Genomic DNA, 21,329 nt, shown 5'->3' on the forward strand with positions numbered 1-21,329 from the left:
TTGCCTCAGGCCGCCGCTTCCCGCGCCCGCGCCGCCACCGGCAGCGCATAGCCCACCGCCCGAGCCCGCGCCTCGCCGCGCGCGACCTCCTTTTTCAGGTCGGCCACATAGTGGTTGAAGTCGACCTGGATCGTGTGCCGCGCGGCCTTGTAGTAGGGGCCCAGGTAGAAGGCCTCGTCCTTGGCGGTGACGCTCTCCATCTCCGCCTGGCCGGGCGGGCGGTAGCGGCCGGTCAGATAGGCGGCGGCCAGCTTGCCCTGCTGTTCGGCGAAGTTGACCAGGGTCGGCAGCGGCTGGGCCAGGCCCATGAAGAACAGGTTGTCGATCCCCGGTTTCATCATCCGCTTGTAGAGCGGGAAGCGATGCTCGGCGTCGGGCAGCAGGGCCGGATCGTCGAAGAAGGGGAACTTCATGTCGTAGCCGGTGGCGAAGACGATGGCGTCGACCTGTTCGACGCTATCGTCGGCGAAGCGGACGTTCTTTCCCTCCAGCGCCTTGATCGCCGGCTTGAACTTCACGTCGCCGCAACCGGCCCGGGTCAGGAACTCGCCGCTGACCGAGGGGTGGGCCTCCAGTGGCTCGTGGTCGGGCTTGGGCAGGCCGTAGTCTTCCATCCTGCCGAGCGTCTTCTTGATGACATTGCGGGCCAGGGCCTGGCCGATCGACCGGGGTATCCAGGCCGGCAGGGCGCTTTTGTCGGCCGGCTTGCCGTTCATGTACTTGGGCAGCACCCAGACCCCGCGCCGGGCCGAGACCCACAGGTTCCTGGCGATCGGCCGTTGGGCCAGCTCGCTGGCGATATCCATCGCCGAGTTGCCCATGCCGACCACGACGACATTCTTGCCGCGCATGTCGACCGGGTCGAACGGATCGCAATAGGCGTGGCTGTGGAAGGCCGCCCCGTCGAACTCGCCCGGGTAGTCGGGGATGCGCGGGCTCCAGTGGTGGCCGTTGCAGACGAACAATACATCATACAGTCGCGTCTCGCCGGTCGACAGGGTCACCGCCCAGACGCCGTCCTCGCGCCGTTTGGCCCTGGTCACCCCGGTGTTGAAGGTGATGGTCTGGCGCAGGCCGAAGTGGTCGACGTAGTCCTTGAAGTACTGGAACAGCTGGGCGTGGTGCGGGAAGTCGGGCCAGTCGGCCGGGACCGGGAAGTCCTCGAAGGCCAACCGCCATTTGGAGGTGTCGATATGCAGGCTCTCGTAGCAGGCCGACATGCCGTTGGGGTTCTTGTAGTACCAGTTGCCGCCGATCTCGTCGGAGATCTCGAAGCAGTCGTAGGGAATGCCGGCGTCCTTCAGCCGCTTGGCGGTGGTGAACCCCGAACAGCCCGCGCCGATGATGCAGGCCTTGGGCAGCGCCCCATTGGCTCCGGTCATGCCGCTACTCCCTGACTTATCATTGTTCAGGTGACGCTATAGCGGATGACGCGCGGGTCAACCGTGACGTGGGGTCAGGAGCAGCCCGCCACGCAGCGCGCCCACTGCGGGCTGCAGGTCTCTTCCTCGGCCTCGGCCAGGCAGAAATAGCGGCTCTGGGCGCACCTTGTGCGGCACTGGCTGGCGGTGTTCGAGCCGGCCGAGCCGGAGGAGGTGCTGAGCAGGGGCCGGGTGAAGGCCAGGCCGGCCGGCAGGCTGGCGGTGCGACCCTGAACCGAGAAGTCGAGGGCCGGCGCCTCGGGCGCGGCCTCTTCCACCTTCGGTTCGGCGCCCTTCAGCCCCGCTTCCGCCGCCGTCGGCTGTGTCACCAGCCGCAGCTTGCCGCCCTGCGCGCCGGCCGGACTGGCCAGCAGCAGGAGGACGGCGATGATGGCGAGGCGGCGCATGGGCCTAGGGTGAGGCTGTGTCGTTAAGACGCGATTAACCACGTTCCGCCGCCGCCGGCCCGGCGCCCGCGACGGAAAGGCCCTGGATTCATGACGAAAGTTTAAGGGGCGGGTCCGCCCGCGCGGGAGCATGGTCCGCCACCTTCAAAACTCACAGGCCACCCTCATCCCATGAAACGCCTCCTGCTCGCGGCCGCCGCCGTTGCGGCCCTGTCGATCGCCGGTGTCAGCACCGCCGTCATCGCCGCCGACGCCACCGCCCCCGCTACCGCCGCCGAACTGGCCAAGGCCCCGCGCATGGGGACCTGGGGCTTCGACCTGGCTGGCCGCGACCTGTCGACCAAGCCCGGCGACGACTTCTTCCGCTACGCCAACGGGACCTACGTCGACCAGATGGTGATCCCGGCCGACCGCGCCTCCTACGGGGTCTCCGGCAAGCTGCGCGAGCTCAGCGACGCCCGCAGCCGCGCCATCATCGAGACCGCCGCCAAGACCCCAAACGCCAAGGGTGAGGCCCAGCAGATCGGCGGCCTCTACAACAGCTTCATGGACGAGGCCCGCCTCGAAGCCCTCGGCGCCAAGCCGCTTAGCCCCGACTTCGCCGCCGTGAAGGCTGCCAAGACCCACGACGCCCTGGCCGTGCTGATGGGCGGCGGCCAAGGCAAGTTCGGCAACACCGTCTTCGGCGTCGGCATCGGCCCGGAAGCCAAGGACCCGACCAAGTACGCCGTCTACGTCGGCCAGGCGGGCCTGGGCCTGCCCGACCGCGACTACTATCTGACCGAGCAGTTCGCGGCCAAGAAGACCGCCTACCGCGCCTACGTCGCCCAGCTCCTGACCCTGGCCGGCTGGGCCAACCCGCAGGCCAGCGCCGACGCCATCGTCGCCTTCGAAACCAAGATCGCCGAAGCCAGCTGGACCAAGGTCCAGCAACGGGACCCGGTCGCCTCGGTCAACCCGATGACGGTCGCCGAACTGCAGAAGCTGGCCCCCGAGTTCAACTGGACGGGCTACCTGGCCGCCGCCGGCCTCGGCGCCGAACAGAACGTCATCGTCGGCGAAAAGAGCGCCTTCCCGAAGATCGCCGCCATCTACAAGGCGACCCCGATCGAGACCCTGCAGGCCTGGGAAGCCTTCCACATCGCCGACCAGGCCAGCCCCTATCTGAGCAAGGCCTTCGCCGACGCCAACTTCGAGTTCCGCTCCAAGACCCTGTCGGGCCAGCCCGAACAGCGGGCCCGCTGGAAGCGCGGCGTCGGCCTGACCGGCAACACGCTCGGCGAGGCGGTCGGCAAGCTCTACGTCGAGGCCTACTTCCCGGCCGAGTCCAAGGCCCAGATGGAAGAGCTGGTCGGCAACCTGCTGGTCGCCATGAAGGCCCGCATCGAAAAGCTCACCTGGATGAGCCCCGAGACCAAGGCCAAGGCCCTGGCCAAGGCCGCCAGCTTCACCGTCAAGGTCGGCTACCCCGACCAATGGCGCGATTACAGCAAGCTGGTGATCAAGAACGACGACCTCTACGGCAACATCGAGCGCTCCGGCGCCTTCGAGTGGACCTACCAGGTCGGCCGCCTGCACAAGCCGGTCGACAGGAAAGAGTGGGGCATGTTCCCGCAGACGGTGAACGCCTACTACAACCCGCAGCTCAACGAGATCGTCTTCCCGGCCGCCATCCTGCAGCCGCCCTTCTTCGATCCGCAGGCCGACCCGGCCGTCAACTACGGGGCCATCGGCGCGGTCATCGGCCACGAGATCAGCCACGGCTTCGACGACCAGGGCAGCCAGTTCGCCGCCGACGGATCGCTGACCAACTGGTGGCAGCCGGTCGACGCCGAGAAGTTCAAGGCCCAGACCACCAGCCTCGGCGCCCTCTACTCCAGCTTCGAGCCTCTGCCCGGCGCCCGCGTCAACGGCGACCTGACCATGGGCGAGAACATCGGCGACCTGGGCGGTATCCTGATCGCCTATGACGCCTACCGCGCCAGCCTCGGCGGCAAGGAAGCCCCGGTCATCGACGGCCTGACCGGCGACCAGCGCTTCTTCCTGGCCTTCGGCCAGGCCTGGCGCAGCAAGCTGCGCGACGACGCCCTGCGGCAGCAGATCGCCTCGGACCCGCACAGCCCGGCCTACTACCGCGTCATCGGCACCCTGCGGAACGTCGACGCCTGGTACACGGCCTTCAACGTCCAGCCCGGCGACAAGATGTACGTGGCTCCCGAGAACCGCGTCCGCATCTGGTAGCGGAAACGGGGACACATTGGATTTCGCGAGCGAAATCCAATGTGTCCCCTCTTTTTCAGCGGTCGACCCCCCGCCGGGGCATGAACAAAGTTTAAGGTTTCCCCGGACGTCAACGGGTGCATTGTCCGCCGCAATTCCACCTGAGGCCTCTGTATTTCCATGAAAAAAGTCCTGCTGAGCGCCGCCGCCGCGGCCGCCCTGTCCCTTGCCGCGTTCAGCGCGCAGGCCGGGGAAGACCACCTCTGCATCACCGACGACTGCGTCGTGCAGTCGATCTTCGACCTCGCCGATGTCCCGGCCCAGGGTGGGGCTCCGACCTCGCTGGAAAGCCCGCACTACGGAACCTGGGGCTTCGACCTCTCCGGCCGTGATCTCGCCGCCAAGCCGGGCGACGACTTCTTCCGCTACGCCAACGGCGCCTGGGCCGACCGCACCGAGATCCCGTCGGACCGCACCCGCTTTGGCAACTTCGACGCCCTGTCGATCCTGTCGGAAGCCCGCGTCAACGCCATCATCGCCGACACCGCCGCCGGCAAGGTGCAGGACAAGGACGCCGCCAAGATCGGCGCCGCCTACAACAGCTTCATGGATGAAGCGACCATCGAGAAGCTCGACATCAAGCCGCTGGCCGCCGAGCTGGCCGCGGTCAAGGCGGTCAAGACCCACAAGGACATGACCGCCCTCGGCGGCAAGGGCCAGACCTCCAACTACGCCTCCATCCTCGGCATCGGCATCACAACTGACGCGAAATCTCCTCAGAAGTACGCCGTGGCCGTCGGCGGCGGCGGTCTGGGCCTGCCGGACCGCGACTACTACCTCGATCCGAAGTTCGCGGAGAAGAAGGCCGCCTACGAGGTCTACATCACCAAGATGCTGACCATGGCCGGCTGGGCCAATCCCGCGCAGTCCGCCAAGGACATCATCGCCTTCGAGACCAAGATCGCCGAAGGCAGCTGGACCCGGGCCGAACGCCGCGACCGCGACAAGACCTACAACCCGATGACCCGGGCCGAGCTGGTCGCCTACACCCCCGGCTTCGACTGGGACGCCTACCTGGCCCAGACCGAGCTGCCCAAGGGCGTCGACCGCTTCATCCTGACCACCAACACCGCCTTCCCGAAGTTCGCCAAGGCCTATGCCGAGACGCCGATCGAGACGCTGAAGGCCTGGCAGGCCTTCAAGCTGGTCGATGGCGCCGCCCCGATGCTGTCCAAGCGCTTCGTCGACGCCAACTTCGAGTTCCGTTCGAAGACGCTGGGCGGCCAGCCCGAGCAGCGTCCGCGCTGGAAGCGGGGTGTGGCCTTCACCAACGGCATGGTCGGCGAGAGCGTCGGGCGCATCTATGTGGCCCGCTACTTCCCGCCGGAATCCAAGGCCAAGATGATCAGCCTGGTCGCCGACATCCGCGCCGCCCTGAAGACCCGCATCGAGAACCTGCCGTGGATGAGCCCGGACACCAAGGTCAAGGCGCTGGAGAAGCTGGCCAAGTTCACCGTCAAGATCGGCTACCCCGACGAGTGGCGTGACTACTCGGGCCTGGAGATCAAGGCCGACGACCTCTACGGCAACGCCACCCGCGCCGGCGCCTTCGAATGGCGCCGCGACGTCTCCCGGCTGTTCGAGCCGGTCGACAAGAAGGAGTGGGGGATGACCCCGCAGACGGTCAATGCCTACTACAACAGCGTCAACAACGAGATCGTCTTCCCGGCCGCCATCCTGCAGGCCCCCTTCTTCGACCCGACCGCTGACGACGCCATCAACTACGGCGGCATCGGCGGGGTGATCGGCCACGAGATCAGCCACGGCTTCGACGACCAGGGCCGCAAGTCGAACGGCGACGGCGTCCTGACCGACTGGTGGACCGCTGAGGACGCCGCCAAGTTCAAGGTCCAGGCCGACCGCCTGGGCGCCCAGTACGGCGCCTTCGAGCCCCTGCCGGGCGCCAAGGTGCAGGGCGCCCTGACCATGGGCGAGAACATCGGCGACCTGGGCGGCCTGAGCCTGGGTTACGACGCCTACCTCGTCTCCCTGCACGGCAAGCCGGCCCCGGTGCTCGACGGCATCACCGGCCAGCAGCGGGTCTTCTACGGCTGGGCCCAGGTCTGGCGCGCCAAGATCCGCGACGAAGCCCTGCGCCAACAGGTCGTCACCGACCCCCACAGCCCGGCCTACTACCGCGTCAACGGGACGATCCGGAACGTCGACGCCTGGTACGACGCCTTCGGCATCAAGGAAGGCGACAAGCTGTACGTGAAGCCGGAAGACCGGGTTCGGATCTGGTAGGCAGCGCCGCAGCAACGTGAACGAGGGGCGGTCCACCAGGACCGCCCCTTTTTTCTTATCTCTGTCATCCTTCGGTTGGCCCCGGCGAAAGCCGGGGACAATCCGGAGGACCCACCCGTAAGCTTGGCTGCTGGCGTCGGCAGGGTTGCTCGACAAGCGATGCCGACCTTCCGACTCCAGCTGTTTCCGCCCAACGGTGGGTCCTCCGGATCGCTTCGCGACCGAAGGATGACAGCGTTGATTTGTTCCTATATTGTTCCGCCGCGATGTACTTCACCTACATCCTCGCGAGCCGCTACAACGGGACGCCCTACACAGGCGTGACGTCACAGCTCATCGCGCGAACCAGCCAACACCGCCAGGATTTATTCAAAGGCTTCACCAGCAAGTACGGCGTCCACCGCCTGGTCTGGTACGAGGTCCACGGCGACATCACCGTCGCCATCCACCGCGAGAAGCGCATCAAGCACTGGCCCCGCGCCTGGAAGATCAACCTGATCGAGGCCGAAAACCCCCACTGGCGCGATCTCTATCCCGAGTTCTTCGTCGCCCCGCCCGGACCTCTGACCGGGATTGTCCCACCGAATTTCTAACCACCCCAACTGTCATCTTTCGGTCGCGCAGCGATCCGGAGGACCCACCGTGGGGCGGAGCCGGCTGGAGTCAGAGGGCCGGCATCACCCGTCGAGCACCCCCCCCAACGCCAGCCGCCAAGCTTACGGGTAGGTCCTCCGGATTGGCTTCGCCAACCGAAGGATGACAGGGATTTGGATCAACCGGCGAGGTCGCAGAGCCCGGCCGCGAAGCCCGCCTGGCGACGGTGTTTCTTCAGCGAGGCGCGGTCGCTTGCCGCGTCCGGCGTCTGGCTCAGGCGGAAGTACAGGCCGACCAGCATGGCGCGGCTGGCCCATTGGCGGCAGGCGCCGAACCCCATGACGGGGTGCGCCCGGCGGCACTTCGCTTCCAGCGCCTTCGCCGACGCCAGGGTCTGGCCGGCGTTGAACGCCTGCGCGGCGGCCAGGCAGTCCTCGCCGCCCCTGGCCCGGCCCGGGACTGCGACGTAGGGCGAAGCAGGCGGATCAGGGGCCAGAACCGCCGTGATCGGTTCCCTGAAGACGGCGAAAATCACCAGCGCAAGGACGACCAGAAGCACGCCACGAAGTTTTTTTGACGGTGATGTCATTTTTCTGCCGGAGGAGCCCAAAAAGGCGAAGGGCCCGTTGCGGGGGATAATCGCAACGGGCCCAACATTCCTCGATCACTCGATCCAAGCGGGCGTTTCCTCCCCGAAACGCCGGAAACGGGTTGCTCTTGTCGGCCGCCCTGTTTCGCCAGTCAAAAAGACGGCAAATCCCTGTCTGTGTCAACGCTGTCAGAGCCCTCTCCGCGCAAGAAACTGCGGGAAAACGGCTCAAAAAGGGTTGATCATTGGACGTTGCCGTCAAAACAACCGTGAGAAACCCTAATTTCTGACGTTTACGTCAATTCTGGTTAAGAAGCACTCGCAATTGCTCTTGCAACTGCTCGTATGGCGGGCATTCTGGCGAGAACACGTATTCCGGCGCCGCCGCCGTCACCGGTCCGACGCCGGCTGATTCCAGCGCCGCTCCGACCGCCGCCAGCTCGCCGCGGGGAATCAGCAGGCCCGAAGCCCGCGCCTGGCCGCCCCGTCCCTTGAAGGCCGCCGTCGCCGCCTTGGCCGCCGCGTCCTGGTCGGCCGGCCAGACCAGGGTCAGGGTCCGCTTGGCCCGGGCCCGCGCCTCGATCAGCGACAGCAGTCGCCGCGCCACGTCCAGGCGCCCGCCGCTCCAGTCGGCGGTCAGGGCCGCCGCCAGCTGCGCCTGGCTCCTGAGAATCACCCCGTCGCGCAGGGTGGCCAGGTGGTTGGCGCTGAGGGTCGCCCCGGTGGTGGTGATGTCGACGATGATCTCCGCCGCCCCGGCTGCCGGCGCCCCTTCGGTCGCCCCGGCCGATTCGACGATGCGGTAGTCGCCCACCCCGTGCTTCGCAAAGAAGGCCCGCGTCTGGGCGACATACTTGGTTGCTACCCTTAAGCGCCGGCCGGTCCGCGCCAGATGGTCGTGCGCCACCTCCTCCAGGTCGGCCATGGTCTCGACGTCCAGCCAGCTCTGCGGCGCCGCCACCACCAGGTCGGCCCGGCCAAAGCCCAGCGCCCGCAAGAGCAGCAGCCGCGCCTCGAAGTCGTCGCCCTGCTCGCGCAGCAGGTCCTCGCCGGTGATGCCCAGGTGTACCTCGCCGCTGTTCAAGGCCCGAGCGATCTCCCCAGCCGAGATCAGACGCACCTCCAGCCCGTCCAGCCCGGCGATGCGGGCGCGATAGCCGCGCTCGCCGCCGTCGGCCTCGATCTTCAGTCCGGCGTCGGCCAGCCAGGCCTCGACCTGTTCCTTCAGCCGCCCCTTGGAGGGAATGCCCAGAATGACGTCGCTCATTCCCCGCCCTCCCCAATTTCCTCGTTCAGAGCCGCCCGGGCAGGCCGGACCATGCAGCCCGCCGCCCCGCTTCCTGATCCGCCCAGCCGCGCCGCCAGCCCGTCGTAGCGTCCGCCGGCCGCCAGCGGCCGCTCGGCCCCCAGCGCCTCGCTGCGCACCTCGAACAGCGCCCCGTCGTAGTAGCCGAAGGCCCGCCCGAAGCCGGCCCCGAACCGCGCCCCGTCCAGCGGCACGCCGGCCTCGGCCAGCAGCTCCAGCCGCCGCCGCCAATCCCCAAGCCGCCCGTCCAGCTTGGCGCCGCCCAGGCCGGCCAGCGCCGCCAGGGCGATGGCCGGGGTGTCCTCGATCGACAGGAAGGCCCGCACCCGGCCAATCTGGTCCTCGGTCAGCCGCGCCCGCGCGCCCTCGCCACCCCGCGCCGCCAGCCGCCGGGCGATCTCCGCCGTCGGGCGGCCGCCGACCGGCGACACCCCCGCCAGGCCCCAGACCTCTTCCAGCAGGGCCACCGCCTCACTCTCTTCCAGGCCGGACAGCAGGCCGGCCAGCCTGCTCTGCGGCGCTTCCTCCGGACCCGTCTGCGGGTTCAGTTCGGCGCTCAGCAGGCGCGGTCGGTTGAAGGCCCGCTTGAGCCGCGCCGCCAGGGCCGGCTCCAGGGCCATGTCCTCGACCAGGGCCGAAAACAGGCTGACGTCGCCCAGCACCAGTGACAGGTCGCTCCGCCCGCCAGCCGCGGCCGCCCGCCAGGCCAGGCTGAGGATCTCCGCATCGGTCGCCGCCGCGTCGGCGCCGCCATAGACCTCCAGGCCCAGCTGCAGGAACTCCTCGGCGCGGGCCGAGCCGCCCGCCGCCCGGAAGGCCTTGCCTTCATAGACGTAGCGCCCGGCCGCCGCGCCGGAGGCGATGTGGGCCCGGGCGATGGGGATGGTGAAGTCGGGCCGCAGCGCCGCCTCCTCGCCACCCTCGGCCTGGACCACGAACAGCCGCGGCCGCATCGCCTCGCCGGCCAGGTCGAGCAGCAGCGCCAGCGGCTGCAGCACCGGCGTCTCCAGCGCCACCCCGGCCCCGGCGAAGGGGGCGCGGATGGCCGCCAGGGCCGCCTTGGGGACGGTCCGTTCCAGCCTCATTGCCCCCCACTCCCAAGGGAGGCATCCACAATGGCGCGGACCTTGGCCAGCAGCTCGGCGCGCGGCACGGTCTGCTGCCCCGGCCGCTCGGCCTTGTAGGCGTCGTTGTCGGCGATGTTGGCGGCCAGCGCCCGGCCAAGGTCCAGGTCCTTGATCGTCACCGTCCCGGCCGCGATCTCGTCGCCGCCGAGGATGATGGCGGCCGGCGCATGACGCCGGTCGGCATACTTCATCTGCGCCTTCATGCCCGATGATCCCAGGTAGACCTCGGCGGCGATGCCGGCGGCCCGCAGCTCGCCAGCGACGGCGAAATACTCGCCCATCTGCTCGGCGTCGAAGGCGATGACCACCACCGGCCCGCGCGCGGCCCCGGCCTCTTCCCGGCCCGCCGCCTTCAGGGCCGCCGCCAGGCGCGACACGCCGAAGGAGAAGCCCGTGGCCGGCACCGGTTGGCCGGTGAACCGCGCCACCAGGTCGTCATAGCGCCCCCCGCCGCCGATCGAGCCGAACCGCAAGGCCTGGCCCTTGTCGTCGACGGTCTCGAGCAGCAGCTCGGCCTCGAACACCGCCCCGGTGTAGTACTCCAGCCCCCGCACGATGCTGGGCTCGACGCTGGCCCGGCTCTCGTCGACGCCCAGCGCCTTCAGCGCCGCCGCGATCTTCGCCAGTTCCTCGATGCCTTCGGCCCCCTCGGCCGAGCCACCGACGATGCCCGAGAGCGCATCCAGGGTCTTGCCATTGTCGCCCGCCCCGGCGGCCAGGAAGGCCAGCACCTGCTCGGCGGCCTTGCCGCCCAGCCCGGCGCCCTTGGTGAAGGCGCCGCTCTCGTCCAGCCGCCCCTCGCCAAGCAGCAGCTTCACCCCGTCCGGTCCCAGCCGGTCCAGCTTGTCCACCGCCCGCAGCACGGCCAGCTTCTGCCCGGCGCTCTCGACCCCGGCCGCCGTCAGCAGGCCGTTGAGCAGCTTGCGATTGTTGATCCGCAGCACCGCCGTGCCGCGCGGCAGCCCGGCCGCCTCCAGCCCCTCGGCGGCCATGGCGATGATCTCGGCGTCGGCTTCCGGCCGGGCCGAGCCGACGGTGTCGGCGTCGCACTGGATGAACTCGCGGAACCGCCCCGGCCCCGGCTTCTCGTTGCGCCACACCGGCCCGAAGGCGTAGCGGCGGTAGGGCTTGGGCAGCGCCTCCCAGTTCTGGGCCGCGAACCGGGCCAAGGGCGCGGTCAGGTCGTAGCGCAGCGCCATCCACTGCTCGTCATCGTCCTGCAGCGCGAAGACGCCCTCGTTCGGCCGGTCGCTGTCGGGCAGGAACTTGCCCAGCGCGTCGGCGTACTCGAACGCCCCGGTGTCCAGCGGCTCGAACCCCCAGCGCTCATAGACCGCCGACACCTGCTCGACGATCCGCCGCTCGGCGCGCAGCTGAGCCGCCCGCTTGTCGGCGAATCCGCGAGGGGCGCGGGCTTCGGGTCGGAAGGTCTCTTCGGTCATTGGGTCGTCCATCGGGTCGGTATCTACCGGATGGAGCGCTCGCCCCATCCGCATCGGGCGGGGCGGTGAAGGGGCTTGGCCTTAAGCCGCGCGAACCCGACCCGTCCCGCGAGGGAAGGTGTGGTGGTGCGCGTGATGGTGCGGCAGGGCGGTCATCGGGGTGCGCTATAGCTGACAGGACGCGAGGCGCCAACCTCCCTCCCCGAATGGGGAGGGCAGACGCGCGGTTACGCGCGTCGGGTGGGGAAGCCGGTCACTGCCTTCCGAGCCGATGCGCTGAGAAGCCTAACTGGCGGCGCCGGCTACCCACTGCCCCACCCAGCCTTAGCCTGTCCTCGGGCCGACCTTCGGTCGGACCCGGGGGGCCTGCCCTCCCCATTCGGGGAGGGAGGTCACCGCGCCAATCCGGCAACATGAATATGTCTAGACATAACGATTTCAGCCCAAATCGGGCCAAGCGCGGCGCGCCGAAAACCGTAGGCCGCGCCACTCACAAACCGGTCTACATTCCCCGCCCGGGCGCCTACGCCGAGTCTACGCCACGGCCCACATCCGCAGCCGGTCCAGCTACCCAAAACCCAACAGGGCCGGGCCCTTCGCCGCCCAAGCCCGAAATCACGCCTTTCGACGTAGTCCTCGCCCGCGCGGTATAATGGTTTTGCCGCTTCGATAAGCCCTACCGCGCCAGCCGGGCGATCAGCGCCGCCGTCGACGGGTCGTGCCCTGGCCCATCCCCGCCGTCCAGCTCCCGCAGCACCCGCCCCGCCAAGACCTTGCCCAGCTCCACCCCCCACTGGTCGAAACTGTCGATGTCCCACAGCACCCCCTCGACGAAGGTCTTGTGCTCATACAGCGCGATCAGCGCCCCCAGGGTCTCCGGCGTCAGCCGCTCCAGCAGCAGGAAGCTCGACGGCCGGTCGCCCGGGAAATGCCGGTGCGGCTCGTTCAAATTCTCCTGGCCGATCATCAGCGCCTCGGCCTGGGCGATGGCGTTGGCCAGCAGCATGTTGCGATGCGCGGCCGGTCCCTCGTGGTCCTCGGCGAGCGCGATGATGTCGACCGGGATGATGTCGGTCCCCTGGTGCAGCAGCTGGAAGAAGGCGTGCTGGCCGTTGGTGCCGGCGTCGCCGAACACGCTGGCCGCTGTCGCCTGCGCCACCGGCAGGCCGCCCTGGGTCACCCGCTTGCCGTTCGATTCCATCTCCAGCTGCTGCAGGTAGGCCGGAAACAGCGCCAGCCGCCGGGCGTAGGGCACGACCGCCCGCAGCGGCCGGTCCAGGCCGTTGCGGTTGAAGACATGGGCCAGGGCCAGCATCACCGGCATGTTGGCGTCGAGCGCCGCCGTCTCGAAATGCTCGTCCATCGCCGCCGCCCCGGCCAGCAGCCCCTCGAACGCCGGCCAGCCCAGGCCGATGGCGCAGCTGAGCCCCACCGCCGACCACACCGAATAGCGTCCGCCGACCCAGTCGCGGAAGGCGAACACCCTGTCCTCGGCAATCCCGAACCGCCCGGCCTCGGCCGGATTGGCGCTGACCGCCGCCAGGTGGGAATCAGCCTTGCCGGCCCCCAGCTTGGCCTCCAGCCAGGCCTTGGCGGCCCGCCCGTTGGCCAGGGTCTCCTGGGTGGTGAAGGTCTTGGAGACGATGACGACCAGCGTCTCCTCCGGGTCCAGCCCCGCCGTGGCGGCGGCGAACTCGGCGCCGTCGATGTTGGCGGCGAAGCGCAGGGTGATCTCCGGGACCAGCGGCCGCAGCGCCTCCCAGATCAGCCGGGGCCCCAGGTCCGAACCGCCGATTCCAATGTGGAGTACGTTTCTGAACCGCCTGCCCGTCGCCCCGCCGGCCATCCCCGACCGCACCGCCGCCACGAAGTCCTGCATGGCGTCGCGGACGTCCTCGACCTCCTCGGAGACCGACTTGCCCGCCGCCTTGAAGTCCGCCCCCGCCGCCGCCCGCAGCGCCATATGCATGGCCGGCCGGCCTTCGGTGACATTGACGATCTCGCCGGCGAACAGCCGCGCCCGCGCCGCCTCGACCCCGGCCGCCTGGGCCAGCTCGACGGCCGCCGTCGCCCCCTCGCGGCTCCACGGCTGTTTGGAAAGATCCAGCGTCAGCCCCGCCGCCTCGATCGTCAGCCCCTCCAGCCGGTCCGGCTCGGCGTCGAAATGGCTGCGGATGCGGCGCGCGCTGTCGGCCTTGGCGGCGGCTTTCAGGGCGGTCCAGGCGGGGGTCTGCGGCATCGGAACTCTCGGCAAATCTAAACGGCGCGTTTACCACGCCGGGGCATGGTTGGCGCCAACCCTGATAACGCCCCCGAGAAGGGACCGCCATGTCCTGCGAAGCCATCGCCGCCGCCTCCATGCTCTGGCTCGCCTCCTGGAGCGGCGCCAGCGACACCCCCGCGCCGGCCCCGGCCGCCGCGCCCAGTGTTGTTGGGGCCCCGGCCTCGCCGCTGACCACCGAGCCCCTGTTCGCCGACATCATCGCCCGCGCCGGCAAGCTGGGCGCGGAAGTGCAAGGCCTGAAGGGCAAGCCGCTCGAACCCGCCGTCTTCGCCAACCTGAAGGGCAACCTCACCGAACTGGCCGCCCTGGACATGAAGGGCCACCTCACCCTCAAGGAGCGCGGCACCGACGGCGACCTGAAATGCATCCTGCGCGGCATCAGCGAAGACCTGCCGCTGAAGCTGAAGGCCGTCGAGGAGGCCGCCAACCCCTCGGCCCGGGACGCCGCCCTGACCGACCTCGGCTACCTGCTGCGCGACAACGTCGAGGTCATCACCGCCCCGCCGGCTCCGCCGGTCTAGGCCAAGTTCCTCCCCCTTTCGGGGGAGGGGGACCGCGCGCGGCACGCGCGTGGTGGAGGGGGTCCCCACCGCCGGCAGCGGCGGAACCTCCGTACGCTGCCGCCGGCTTAGGGAGCGGACCCCCTCCGTCAGCCGCTGCGCGGCTGCCACCTCCCCCGAACCGGGCCTTCGGCCCTGGGGGAGGATCAGCCGTACTTGATCCCGCAGCCATAGGCCGGCGTCAGCGGGGTCGCCACTGGCCGTCCGGCGTGGACGTCGGCGAGGGCCGCCGCCACCAGGTTCCTGGCCCGCTTGATGTCCTCGACCTTGTTGGAAGGGATGTCGTCGATGGCGCCCTTGTAGGCCAGCATCCCGGCCTTATCGATGACGTACATGTGCGGCGTCACCTTGGCCGCATAGGCCCGGCCCATGACACCGTCGGCGTCGAGCAGCAGGTCGCTGGCCGCCGAACCGTTCTTCTCCATCCACTTCCTGGCCTTGGCGCCATCCGACCAGTAGCCCGGCTGGCCCTTGGCCGAGGAACAGACGCTGAGCCAGACCGCCCCGTCGCGGGTGGCCGAGACCTGCAGGCCCTGCATGTTCCCGCGGTAGTGCTTCTGGGTGTAGGGGCAGGCGCGGTTCAGCCACTCCAGCACGACGATGCGGCCCTTGAACTCCGCCAGGGTGCGGACCTTGCCTTCGGTGTCCTTGACCGCGAAGTCGGCCGCCGGCTTGGCCAGCGCCAGCCCCGGCAGGCCAAGAGCGGCGGGAACGGCGAGGCCGCCGATCAGGGCCGTGCGGCGGGTCAGGCTCATGCGTATTTCACCGAGCAGCCGTAGGGCTGGCTGAAGGGCGTGGCCACCGGCCGCCCGGCATGCACGTCGGCCAGCGCCGCCGCCACCAGATTCCTGGCCCGCTTGATGTCCTCGACCTTGTTGGTGGCGATGTCGTCGATGCCGCCCTGGTAGACCAGCGCGCCGCTCTTATCGATGACGTACATATGGGGCGTGGTCTTGGCCCCGTAGGCCTTGCCGACGGCCCCGTCCGGGTCGAGCAACATGGCCGTGCCGCCCCAACTTACGGCCTTCATCCAGCCCTTGGCGGCCGCGCCGTCGGCCCAATGGCCCTGCTGGCCGGCGGCCGAGGAACAGACCGTCAGCCAGGCGACCCCGTCGCGGACGGCGGAGACCTGCAGCCCCTGCATGTTGCCGCTGTAGTGCTTCTTCACATAGGGGCAGCCCTCGTTGACCCATTCGAGGACGACGACCTTGCCCTTGAACTCGGCCAGGGTGCGCGCGCGGCCGTCGGCGTCCTTGGCCGAGAAGGCGGGCGCCGGCTTGGCCAGCGCCAGGCCGGGCAGGCTAAGGGCCGGCAGGGCCAGGGCGGCTGTCAGCGCTGTTCGACGGGTCAGGGTCATTGTCTGGCTCCCTAGATTTGGCGGCCTTCCGAAGCGCCTCGGCGACCATGCCGGGCGTCAGCAGTTGAGGCAGGATTTGCGGCTTTTCGGCGCCGGGGCCGTAGACCAGGTAGAGCGGCACCCCGGCCCGGCCGTGCTCGGCCAGGGCGGCGGCGATCTCAGGATTGCGGTTGGTCCAGTCGGCCTTCAGGTAGACGGCCTTGGTCGCCTTGATCGCCTTGGCGACCTCCTCGGTGGACAGGGCGACCTTGTCGTTGACCTGGCAGCTGACGCACCAGGCGGCGGTGAAGTTGACGAACACCACCCGCCCCTCGCCCCGCAGCGTCGCCAGCCGCTCGGCCGACCAGGGCTCCGACGGCAGGTCGGCGGCCGAGGTCGACTGGGCCGCCGCTGACCGCACGGCCGAAGCCGGCTGCAGCACCAGGGCCACCGCGCCGGCCAGGATCAGCAGGGCCAGGCCCCAGAGCCGACGGCTGCGCCCCCAGAGCCAGAAGGCGAAGGCGCCGAGCAGCAGGCCCATGAGGACCAGGGCCAGGCCCGGCGCGTCGGTCTGCTGCGACAGCACCCAGACCAGCCAGGCGGCCGCGCCGTACATCGGGAAGGCCAGCACCTTGCGCAGGGTGTCCATCCAGGCCCCTGGCCTGGGCAGCCGCCGCAGCAGGGCGGGGGCGAAGGCCAGGGCGACGAAGGGGGCCGCGAAGCCGAGGCTGAGCGCCAGGAACACCGCCAGCACGATCAGCGGCGGCTGGCCAAGCGTGAAGCCTAGCGCCGAGGCCATGAAGGGCGCGGTGCAGGGGCTGGCCACCACCACCGCCAAGACGCCGGTGAAGAAGGCCCCCGCCATGCCGCCCCGCGCCGCCAGGCCGGAGCCGGCGCCCTGCAGGCTGGTCCCGATCTCGAAGACGCCGGACATGTTGAGCGCCACCGCCAGCATCAGCAGGGCCAGCACGCCCACCACCGGCGGCGACTGCAGCTGGAAGCCCCAGCCGACCTGCTGGCCGGCCAGCTGCAGGCCGATCAACACCCCGGCCAGGGCCAGGAAGGTCGCCACCACCCCGGCCCCGTAGGCCAGGCCCTGCAGGCGCGTGGCCCGCGCATCGTGGGCATGGCCGGCCAGGGAGGCGGCCTTCATCGACAGCACCGGGAAGACACAGGGCATCAGGTTGAGGATCAGGCCGCCGAGGAAGGCGGTCAGGGCGGCGATCAGCAGACCCGTCCTCGGCGCTGGCCCGGCCGGCGAGACGGCCGACGGCGGCGGTCCGAGGCCCGAAACACCGGCCGGCGCCGGTCCCGGCGTGGCGGCGACCTCATAGGCCTTGCCGCCGACCACCAGCACCCCGTCCATGACGGCCGGCGGCTTGCCGCTCTCGAAGGCGTAGCCGGGGGTGAGGCTCAGGGTCAGGCCGTCGCTGCCCCGGTCGGCCGTCTGCGGCCGGGCGTGGTCGATCCAGACACCCTGGAACGGGAAGAACCAGGCCCCGGTCATGTCGGCGCCCTTCAGCGGCCCGCCGGCCACGGTCAGGGTCAGGGCCTGGCCCGTCTGGTAGGTGGCGGTCAGGCCGGCCGGCTTGGGCGCGGCGGCCAGGGCCCCGGCCACGACCCCGCCCCAGCGGGCGTCCGGCGCGGGGGTTCCATCGGCGACGGTGAGGGTGACCGACACCTTGCCGGTCTCGGGAATGCAGATCTTCTCGCAGACCAGCACATCGACGACCGCCTCCAGGGTCACCGGGCCGGGCTTGGCGCCGGCCGGAACCTCGATGGGGACCGGCAGCACGACGGTGTCGGAATAGCCGTAGTTGGTCAGCGGCCCGAACGGCAGGGTCTTCGGCGTCGCCCAGACGATGTCGCCGGCCTTCCAGCCGGCGGGCAGGGTCCAGGCCAGCTTGGTCGGCTCGCCGCTGTCGCCGGGATTGCGCCAGTAGGTGTGCCAGCCGGCGTCGATCTCCTGGCGCAGGGCGACATAGGCCGTCGACCCCGGCGCGACGGAGGCGTCCTGGGCGACCAGTTCGATCTTCAGGTGGCCGGTGTCGACTTCGGCCGCCATGGCGGGCGCCGCAAACAACAAGGCGAGGACGGCGAGCAGCAGGCGCATGGCGACTATATGGACCGCCCGGACGGGACCGGCAAATGCCCCTCGACTTCCCCACCGCCAACCCCTCACTGTGCCGCAAAACGGGAGGCCGGCATGCCGACGAATCGTCAGTGGATCCTCAAGCGGCGACCGACCGGCGACATCGCCGCTGGCGACCTGGAGTTCGTCGAGAAGCCCACCCGGGCGCTGCAGGACGGCGAGGTCCTGATCCGCAACATCTACCTCTCCCTCGACCCCACCAACCGCATCTGGATGAGCGACCAGGACCAGTACCTGCCGCCGGTCGAGATCGGCGACGTCATGCGCGGCGGCACGGTCGGGGTCGTCGAGGAGAGCCGTTCGGACCGCTTTAAAGCCGGCGACATCGTCAACGCCGGCCTCAGCGGCTGGCAGCTCTATTCCATCGCCCACGGCGGCATGGTCACCCCGGTGCCGCAGATCCCCGGCGTGCCGCTGACCGCCTGGATGAGCGTGCTGGGAGCCACCGGCCTGACCGCCTGGTTCGGCCTGATGGACATCGGCAAGCCCAAGGAGGGCGACACCGTCGTCGTGTCGGCCGCCGCCGGGGCGGTGGGCTCGGTCGTCGGCCAGATCGCCAAGCTCAAGGGCGCCCGGGTGATCGGCATCGCCGGCGGCCCGGCCAAATGCGCCTGGCTCAAGGAGATCGGCTTCGACGGGGCCATCGACTATCGCAACGAAGATGTCGGCGAGGCTTTGGACCGGCTCTGCCCGAACGGCGTCGACGTCAACTTCGAGAACGTCGGCGGGGCGATCATGGACGCCGTCATCGGCCGCATGAACAACTTCAGCCGCATGCCCCTGTGCGGCATGATCAGCACCTACAACGCCGAGGGCACGGTCTCCGGGCCCAGCGACTTCGCCCGCATCCTGATGCGGCGCATCCTGATCAAGGGCTTCATCGTCATCGACTACCTGCCCCGGGCCGGCGAGGCGATGGCCGAGCTGATCCCCTGGGTGGCCTCCGGCCAGCTCAAATGGAAGGCGCATGTGGTCGATGGGCTGGAAAATGCGGCCGACGCGGTGAAACGGCTTTTCACCGGCGATCATGACGGCAAGCTGCTCGTTCAAATCAGTCCGGAGCCCTAATGCCCGCCTCCTTCGACGACTTCGAGATCGGTCAGGTCCATTCGCTGGGCGTGACCGCCGTCAACGCCGAGGCGATCGGCCATTTCGTCACCGCCTTCGCGCCGGGCTGGGACCCGTCGCGAGGGGCGCCCGACGCCATGATCTACGCCATCTGGTCGCGGCTGGAGCTGGAGGCCGGCGACCGCTGGGCCCAGACCAAGCGACTGGGGGTCGACGCCATGCGCTGGAGCCGCAACCCGCCGGCCGGCGAGCTGTTGCGCGGGCGGATGACGGTGATGGGCAAGGACCCGGTCGGCGAAGGCAAGGGCATCATCATCGCCCAGCACGACCTGCTCGACGAAGCCGGCCGGCTGGTGTTCAGCTGCCTGACCCGCAGCATCTTCGCGCGCTGAGAGAGGCTCAATGACCGAGATCGTGAAAGGACCGGCGTCCTACTTTCCATCGATCGAGAAGAAGTACGGCCGGCCAATCGCCGACTGGCAGCGGATCGTTCGCGACAGCTATCCCGCCAAGCACATGGAGCTGGTGGCGATCCTGAAGAACCAGCACCAGATGGGCCACGGACACGCGAACGCCGTGGTCGCCTACACCCTGGCCCAGGACGGCCCGAAATAGCCTCGGATGGGCCGACATTCCTTCGAATCAAAAAGGGCCGGTCTCGCGACCGGCCCTTTCCGTGACGTCAGGTATCGACCGCTCAGGCGTTGCCGGCGGCGGACTTCTGGGCCTTCTCCGAAGCGATGGCCACCAGGCGATCCCAGCCGGCCAGGCTGGTCAGGTGGTTGTAGATGCGCTCAAGCGCGCCGTTGTCGCGCAGCTCGACCAGCTTCTCGGCCGACAGGCCGCGCAGCTTCTCTTCCGAGACGGCGAAGTACTCGGCGATGACCACGGTGGCGCCTTGGGTGCCGTCCGGGTTGGTCGGGGTGAAGGTGGCCTGCTTGGTTTCCAAGAGGTCCAGTTCCTTGACCAGGTTGACGAAGTTCTCGGTGCGGCGACGCTCGCCCTCGAAGTCCTCGCAGAACTTGATGGCGTTCTGGGTGTAGCTGCTGGGCTCGCCGGCTTCGTCGAACAGCGGCACGTCGCCGCCCTTTTCGTCGAACATGGCCGCGCCGCGCTCGATGCAGACGATCATCCGGCCCTGCGCCTCGTCCTGGGCCAGGACGAAGGGATAGCGGCGGATGTAGGCCGGCACATAGACGCCGTTGCTGAACACGCCCTGCTCATCGACGAACAGATTGTCGCCCGGGTTGATGCCCAGCACGGCCAGCGGCTGGCGCTGTTCACCGGCGAAGATGATCGGGAAGCAGAGGGCCGCGAATTGGAATTCGGCGACGGTCAGCGGCACGACATGGCCCTGCGAGGCGAAGGCGAACGGGCCCGCCAGCTGCTTCACGCCCAGCTTGCCGTGCATCTCTTTGCTCAGCGGCTCGGGCGAGTTGTAGAACAGGACGTTGCCGGCGACCGGGCTGACGTTGGTGACGGTGCGCGTTTCCATTAGGGACTCTGGCTAGCGGGCGGCTCTTGCGGCCGGAAAGGGTGGAGCGGCGCTTCTATCCGATTGAGCGGAGGGCGGCAATCGCGTCCACCCGTGAGGCGATCTTATCCCCCTGCGGCCTCTTGCCCGACCCAAGGGAACGGCGCTTTGATCGCGCCAAAGAGGGAGACGTCCATGCCGATCCGCTATCCGGAAATCCTGTCGCTCGCCAGCGAGCCCGCGCCCTACCAATGGGGCGACCGTGAGACCATGCTCTATGCCCTGGGCATCGGCCTGGGCGGAGATCCCATGAATGAGACGGAGCTGCCCTTCGTCTACGAAAGCGGGCTGAAGGCCGTGCCGACCATGGCCACCGTCGTGGCCTGGGGCGCCGGGCCGGCGATCGGCTCGATGATCAACTTCCTGATGGTCGTGCATGGCGAACAGAAGTGCGAGTTCCACAAGCCCTTCCCCAGCGAGGCCCAGATCACCGCCGAGGGCCGGGTCATCGGGGCCTACGACAAGGGCGACAAGGGCGCGGTCATCTACGCCGAGACGGTCCTTAAGGATGCCAAGACGGGCGACAAGATCGCCACCCTGACCGGCTCCACCTTCGCCCGCGGCGACGGCAATTTCGGCGGCCCCTCGGACGGCGCGCCGGAGCCGCATGAGGTGCCCACCCGCGCCCCCGACAAGACCGTCGAGATCACCACCAGCCCGGACCAGGCGCTGATCTACCGGCTGTCGGGCGACCGCAACCCGCTGCATTCGGACCCCAAGGTCGCCAAGATGGCCGGCTTTCCCCGGCCCATCCTGCATGGCCTGTGCACCTACGGCATCACCTGCCGGGCGGTGCTGCAGGAATACGCCGACTTCGATCCCTCGAAGATCAAGAGCCACCAGGTCCGCTTCTCCTCGCCGGTGTTCCCGGGCGAGACCATCGCCGTCGACCTGTGGAAGGACGGCGACGTGGTCAGCTTCGAAGCCCGGGTGAAGGAGCGCGGGGTGACGGTGATCAAGAACGGCAAGACCCTGCTGGGCTAGA

19 protein-coding genes are annotated in these 21,329 nt (G+C 69.2%); 8 read left to right on the forward strand and 11 right to left on the reverse strand.

The annotated features are described in order from the left end of the window. Positions 1 to 5: 5 nt before the first annotated feature. Positions 6 to 1,382, reverse strand: a complete 1,377-nt coding sequence (locus tag AC1RSK_RS08030) for a flavin-containing monooxygenase (RefSeq protein ID WP_492906972.1) — start codon at positions 1,380 to 1,382, stop codon at positions 6 to 8. 74 nt (positions 1,383 to 1,456) lie between these two features. Next, positions 1,457 to 1,828, reverse strand: coding sequence for a hypothetical protein (locus tag AC1RSK_RS08035; protein ID WP_492906973.1), 372 nt, complete (start codon positions 1,826 to 1,828; stop codon positions 1,457 to 1,459). 171 nt (positions 1,829 to 1,999) lie between these two features. Here AC1RSK_RS08035 and AC1RSK_RS08040 point away from each other — a divergent pair, with 171 nt between their 5' ends. The 3 genes from AC1RSK_RS08040 to AC1RSK_RS08050 all read left to right on the forward strand — a co-directional run bounded on the left by AC1RSK_RS08040 (position 2,000) and on the right by AC1RSK_RS08050 (position 6,945). Next, complete coding sequence (locus AC1RSK_RS08040) at positions 2,000 to 4,069, forward strand: M13 family metallopeptidase (RefSeq protein ID WP_492906974.1); 2,070 nt, start codon at positions 2,000 to 2,002, stop codon at positions 4,067 to 4,069. 159 nt (positions 4,070 to 4,228) lie between these two features. Beyond that, complete coding sequence (locus tag AC1RSK_RS08045) at positions 4,229 to 6,352, forward strand: M13 family metallopeptidase (RefSeq protein WP_492906975.1); 2,124 nt, start codon at positions 4,229 to 4,231, stop codon at positions 6,350 to 6,352. 266 nt (positions 6,353 to 6,618) lie between these two features. After that, positions 6,619 to 6,945, forward strand: a complete 327-nt coding sequence (locus AC1RSK_RS08050) for a GIY-YIG nuclease family protein (protein ID WP_492906976.1) — start codon at positions 6,619 to 6,621, stop codon at positions 6,943 to 6,945. A gap of 179 nt (positions 6,946 to 7,124) precedes the next feature. Here AC1RSK_RS08050 and AC1RSK_RS08055 read toward each other — a convergent pair whose 3' ends face one another. The 5 genes from AC1RSK_RS08055 to pgi form a co-directional block, all read right to left on the reverse strand. Beyond that, the gene (locus AC1RSK_RS08055) at positions 7,125 to 7,505 is read right to left on the reverse strand and encodes a hypothetical protein (RefSeq protein ID WP_492906977.1); all 381 of its coding nucleotides are present in this window, start codon (positions 7,503 to 7,505) and stop codon (positions 7,125 to 7,127) included. A gap of 328 nt (positions 7,506 to 7,833) precedes the next feature. Further along, positions 7,834 to 8,802, reverse strand: coding sequence for an ATP phosphoribosyltransferase (gene hisG / locus AC1RSK_RS08060; RefSeq protein ID WP_492906978.1), 969 nt, complete (start codon positions 8,800 to 8,802; stop codon positions 7,834 to 7,836). Continuing rightward, on the reverse strand, positions 8,799 to 9,926 hold the full coding sequence (locus tag AC1RSK_RS08065; RefSeq protein ID WP_492906979.1) for an ATP phosphoribosyltransferase regulatory subunit: 1,128 nt from the start codon (positions 9,924 to 9,926) through the stop codon (positions 8,799 to 8,801). Before AC1RSK_RS08065 ends, hisG begins: the two co-directional genes overlap by 4 nt. Continuing rightward, positions 9,923 to 11,422: a histidine--tRNA ligase gene (hisS, locus tag AC1RSK_RS08070; RefSeq protein WP_492906980.1), complete on the reverse strand. Its 1,500-nt coding sequence runs from the start codon at positions 11,420 to 11,422 to the stop codon at positions 9,923 to 9,925. The genes AC1RSK_RS08065 and hisS overlap by 4 nt, the downstream gene beginning before the upstream one ends. 664 nt (positions 11,423 to 12,086) lie before the next feature. Beyond that, a complete protein-coding gene (gene pgi / locus AC1RSK_RS08075) occupies positions 12,087 to 13,649 on the reverse strand; it encodes a glucose-6-phosphate isomerase (protein WP_492906981.1) in 1,563 nt (520 codons plus the stop codon). An 89-nt stretch (positions 13,650 to 13,738) separates the two neighbouring features. Here pgi and AC1RSK_RS08080 point away from each other — a divergent pair, with 89 nt between their 5' ends. Further along, complete coding sequence (locus AC1RSK_RS08080) at positions 13,739 to 14,215, forward strand: hypothetical protein (protein ID WP_492906982.1); 477 nt, start codon at positions 13,739 to 13,741, stop codon at positions 14,213 to 14,215. Positions 14,216 to 14,400: 185 nt separating this feature from the next. Here AC1RSK_RS08080 and AC1RSK_RS08085 read toward each other — a convergent pair whose 3' ends face one another. From AC1RSK_RS08085 to AC1RSK_RS08095, 3 genes are read right to left on the reverse strand one after another with little or no spacing between them, the layout of a single operon-like run. Beyond that, positions 14,401 to 15,009 (reverse strand): redoxin domain-containing protein, encoded by a 609-nt coding sequence (locus AC1RSK_RS08085; RefSeq protein ID WP_492906983.1) that lies wholly within the window; start codon positions 15,007 to 15,009, stop codon positions 14,401 to 14,403. Further along, positions 15,006 to 15,611 (reverse strand): thioredoxin family protein, encoded by a 606-nt coding sequence (locus tag AC1RSK_RS08090; protein WP_492906984.1) that lies wholly within the window; start codon positions 15,609 to 15,611, stop codon positions 15,006 to 15,008. The genes AC1RSK_RS08085 and AC1RSK_RS08090 overlap by 4 nt, the downstream gene beginning before the upstream one ends. Further along, positions 15,556 to 17,703 carry a protein-disulfide reductase DsbD family protein gene (locus AC1RSK_RS08095; RefSeq protein ID WP_492906985.1) on the reverse strand — a complete coding sequence of 716 codons (2,148 nt, stop codon included), beginning with the start codon at positions 17,701 to 17,703 and terminating at the stop codon, positions 15,556 to 15,558. The genes AC1RSK_RS08090 and AC1RSK_RS08095 overlap by 56 nt, the downstream gene beginning before the upstream one ends. Positions 17,704 to 17,796: 93 nt before the next feature. Here AC1RSK_RS08095 and AC1RSK_RS08100 point away from each other — a divergent pair, with 93 nt between their 5' ends. The 3 genes from AC1RSK_RS08100 to AC1RSK_RS08110 are packed head-to-tail and all read left to right on the forward strand — an operon-like array spanning position 17,797 to position 19,425. Further along, a complete protein-coding gene (locus tag AC1RSK_RS08100; protein WP_492906986.1) occupies positions 17,797 to 18,810 on the forward strand; it encodes an NADP-dependent oxidoreductase in 1,014 nt (337 codons plus the stop codon). Then, positions 18,810 to 19,202, forward strand: a complete 393-nt coding sequence (locus AC1RSK_RS08105) for a hotdog family protein (RefSeq protein ID WP_492906987.1) — start codon at positions 18,810 to 18,812, stop codon at positions 19,200 to 19,202. Before AC1RSK_RS08100 ends, AC1RSK_RS08105 begins: the two co-directional genes overlap by 1 nt. Before the next feature lie 10 nt (positions 19,203 to 19,212). Continuing rightward, on the forward strand, positions 19,213 to 19,425 hold the full coding sequence (locus AC1RSK_RS08110; protein WP_492906988.1) for a DUF4287 domain-containing protein: 213 nt from the start codon (positions 19,213 to 19,215) through the stop codon (positions 19,423 to 19,425). A gap of 82 nt (positions 19,426 to 19,507) precedes the next feature. Here the strand turns inward: AC1RSK_RS08110 and AC1RSK_RS08115 are convergent, their stop codons facing one another. After that, positions 19,508 to 20,305: a SapC family protein gene (locus tag AC1RSK_RS08115; RefSeq protein ID WP_492906989.1), complete on the reverse strand. Its 798-nt coding sequence runs from the start codon at positions 20,303 to 20,305 to the stop codon at positions 19,508 to 19,510. Positions 20,306 to 20,479: 174 nt separating this feature from the next. Here AC1RSK_RS08115 and AC1RSK_RS08120 point away from each other — a divergent pair, with 174 nt between their 5' ends. Then, entirely contained in the window at positions 20,480 to 21,328 is an 849-nt protein-coding gene (locus AC1RSK_RS08120) for a MaoC/PaaZ C-terminal domain-containing protein (RefSeq protein WP_492906990.1), read from the forward strand. The last annotated feature ends 1 nt before the right edge of the window (position 21,329 follow it).

It is taken from the genome of Caulobacter sp. GW821-FHT11A05 (assembly GCF_058809015.1).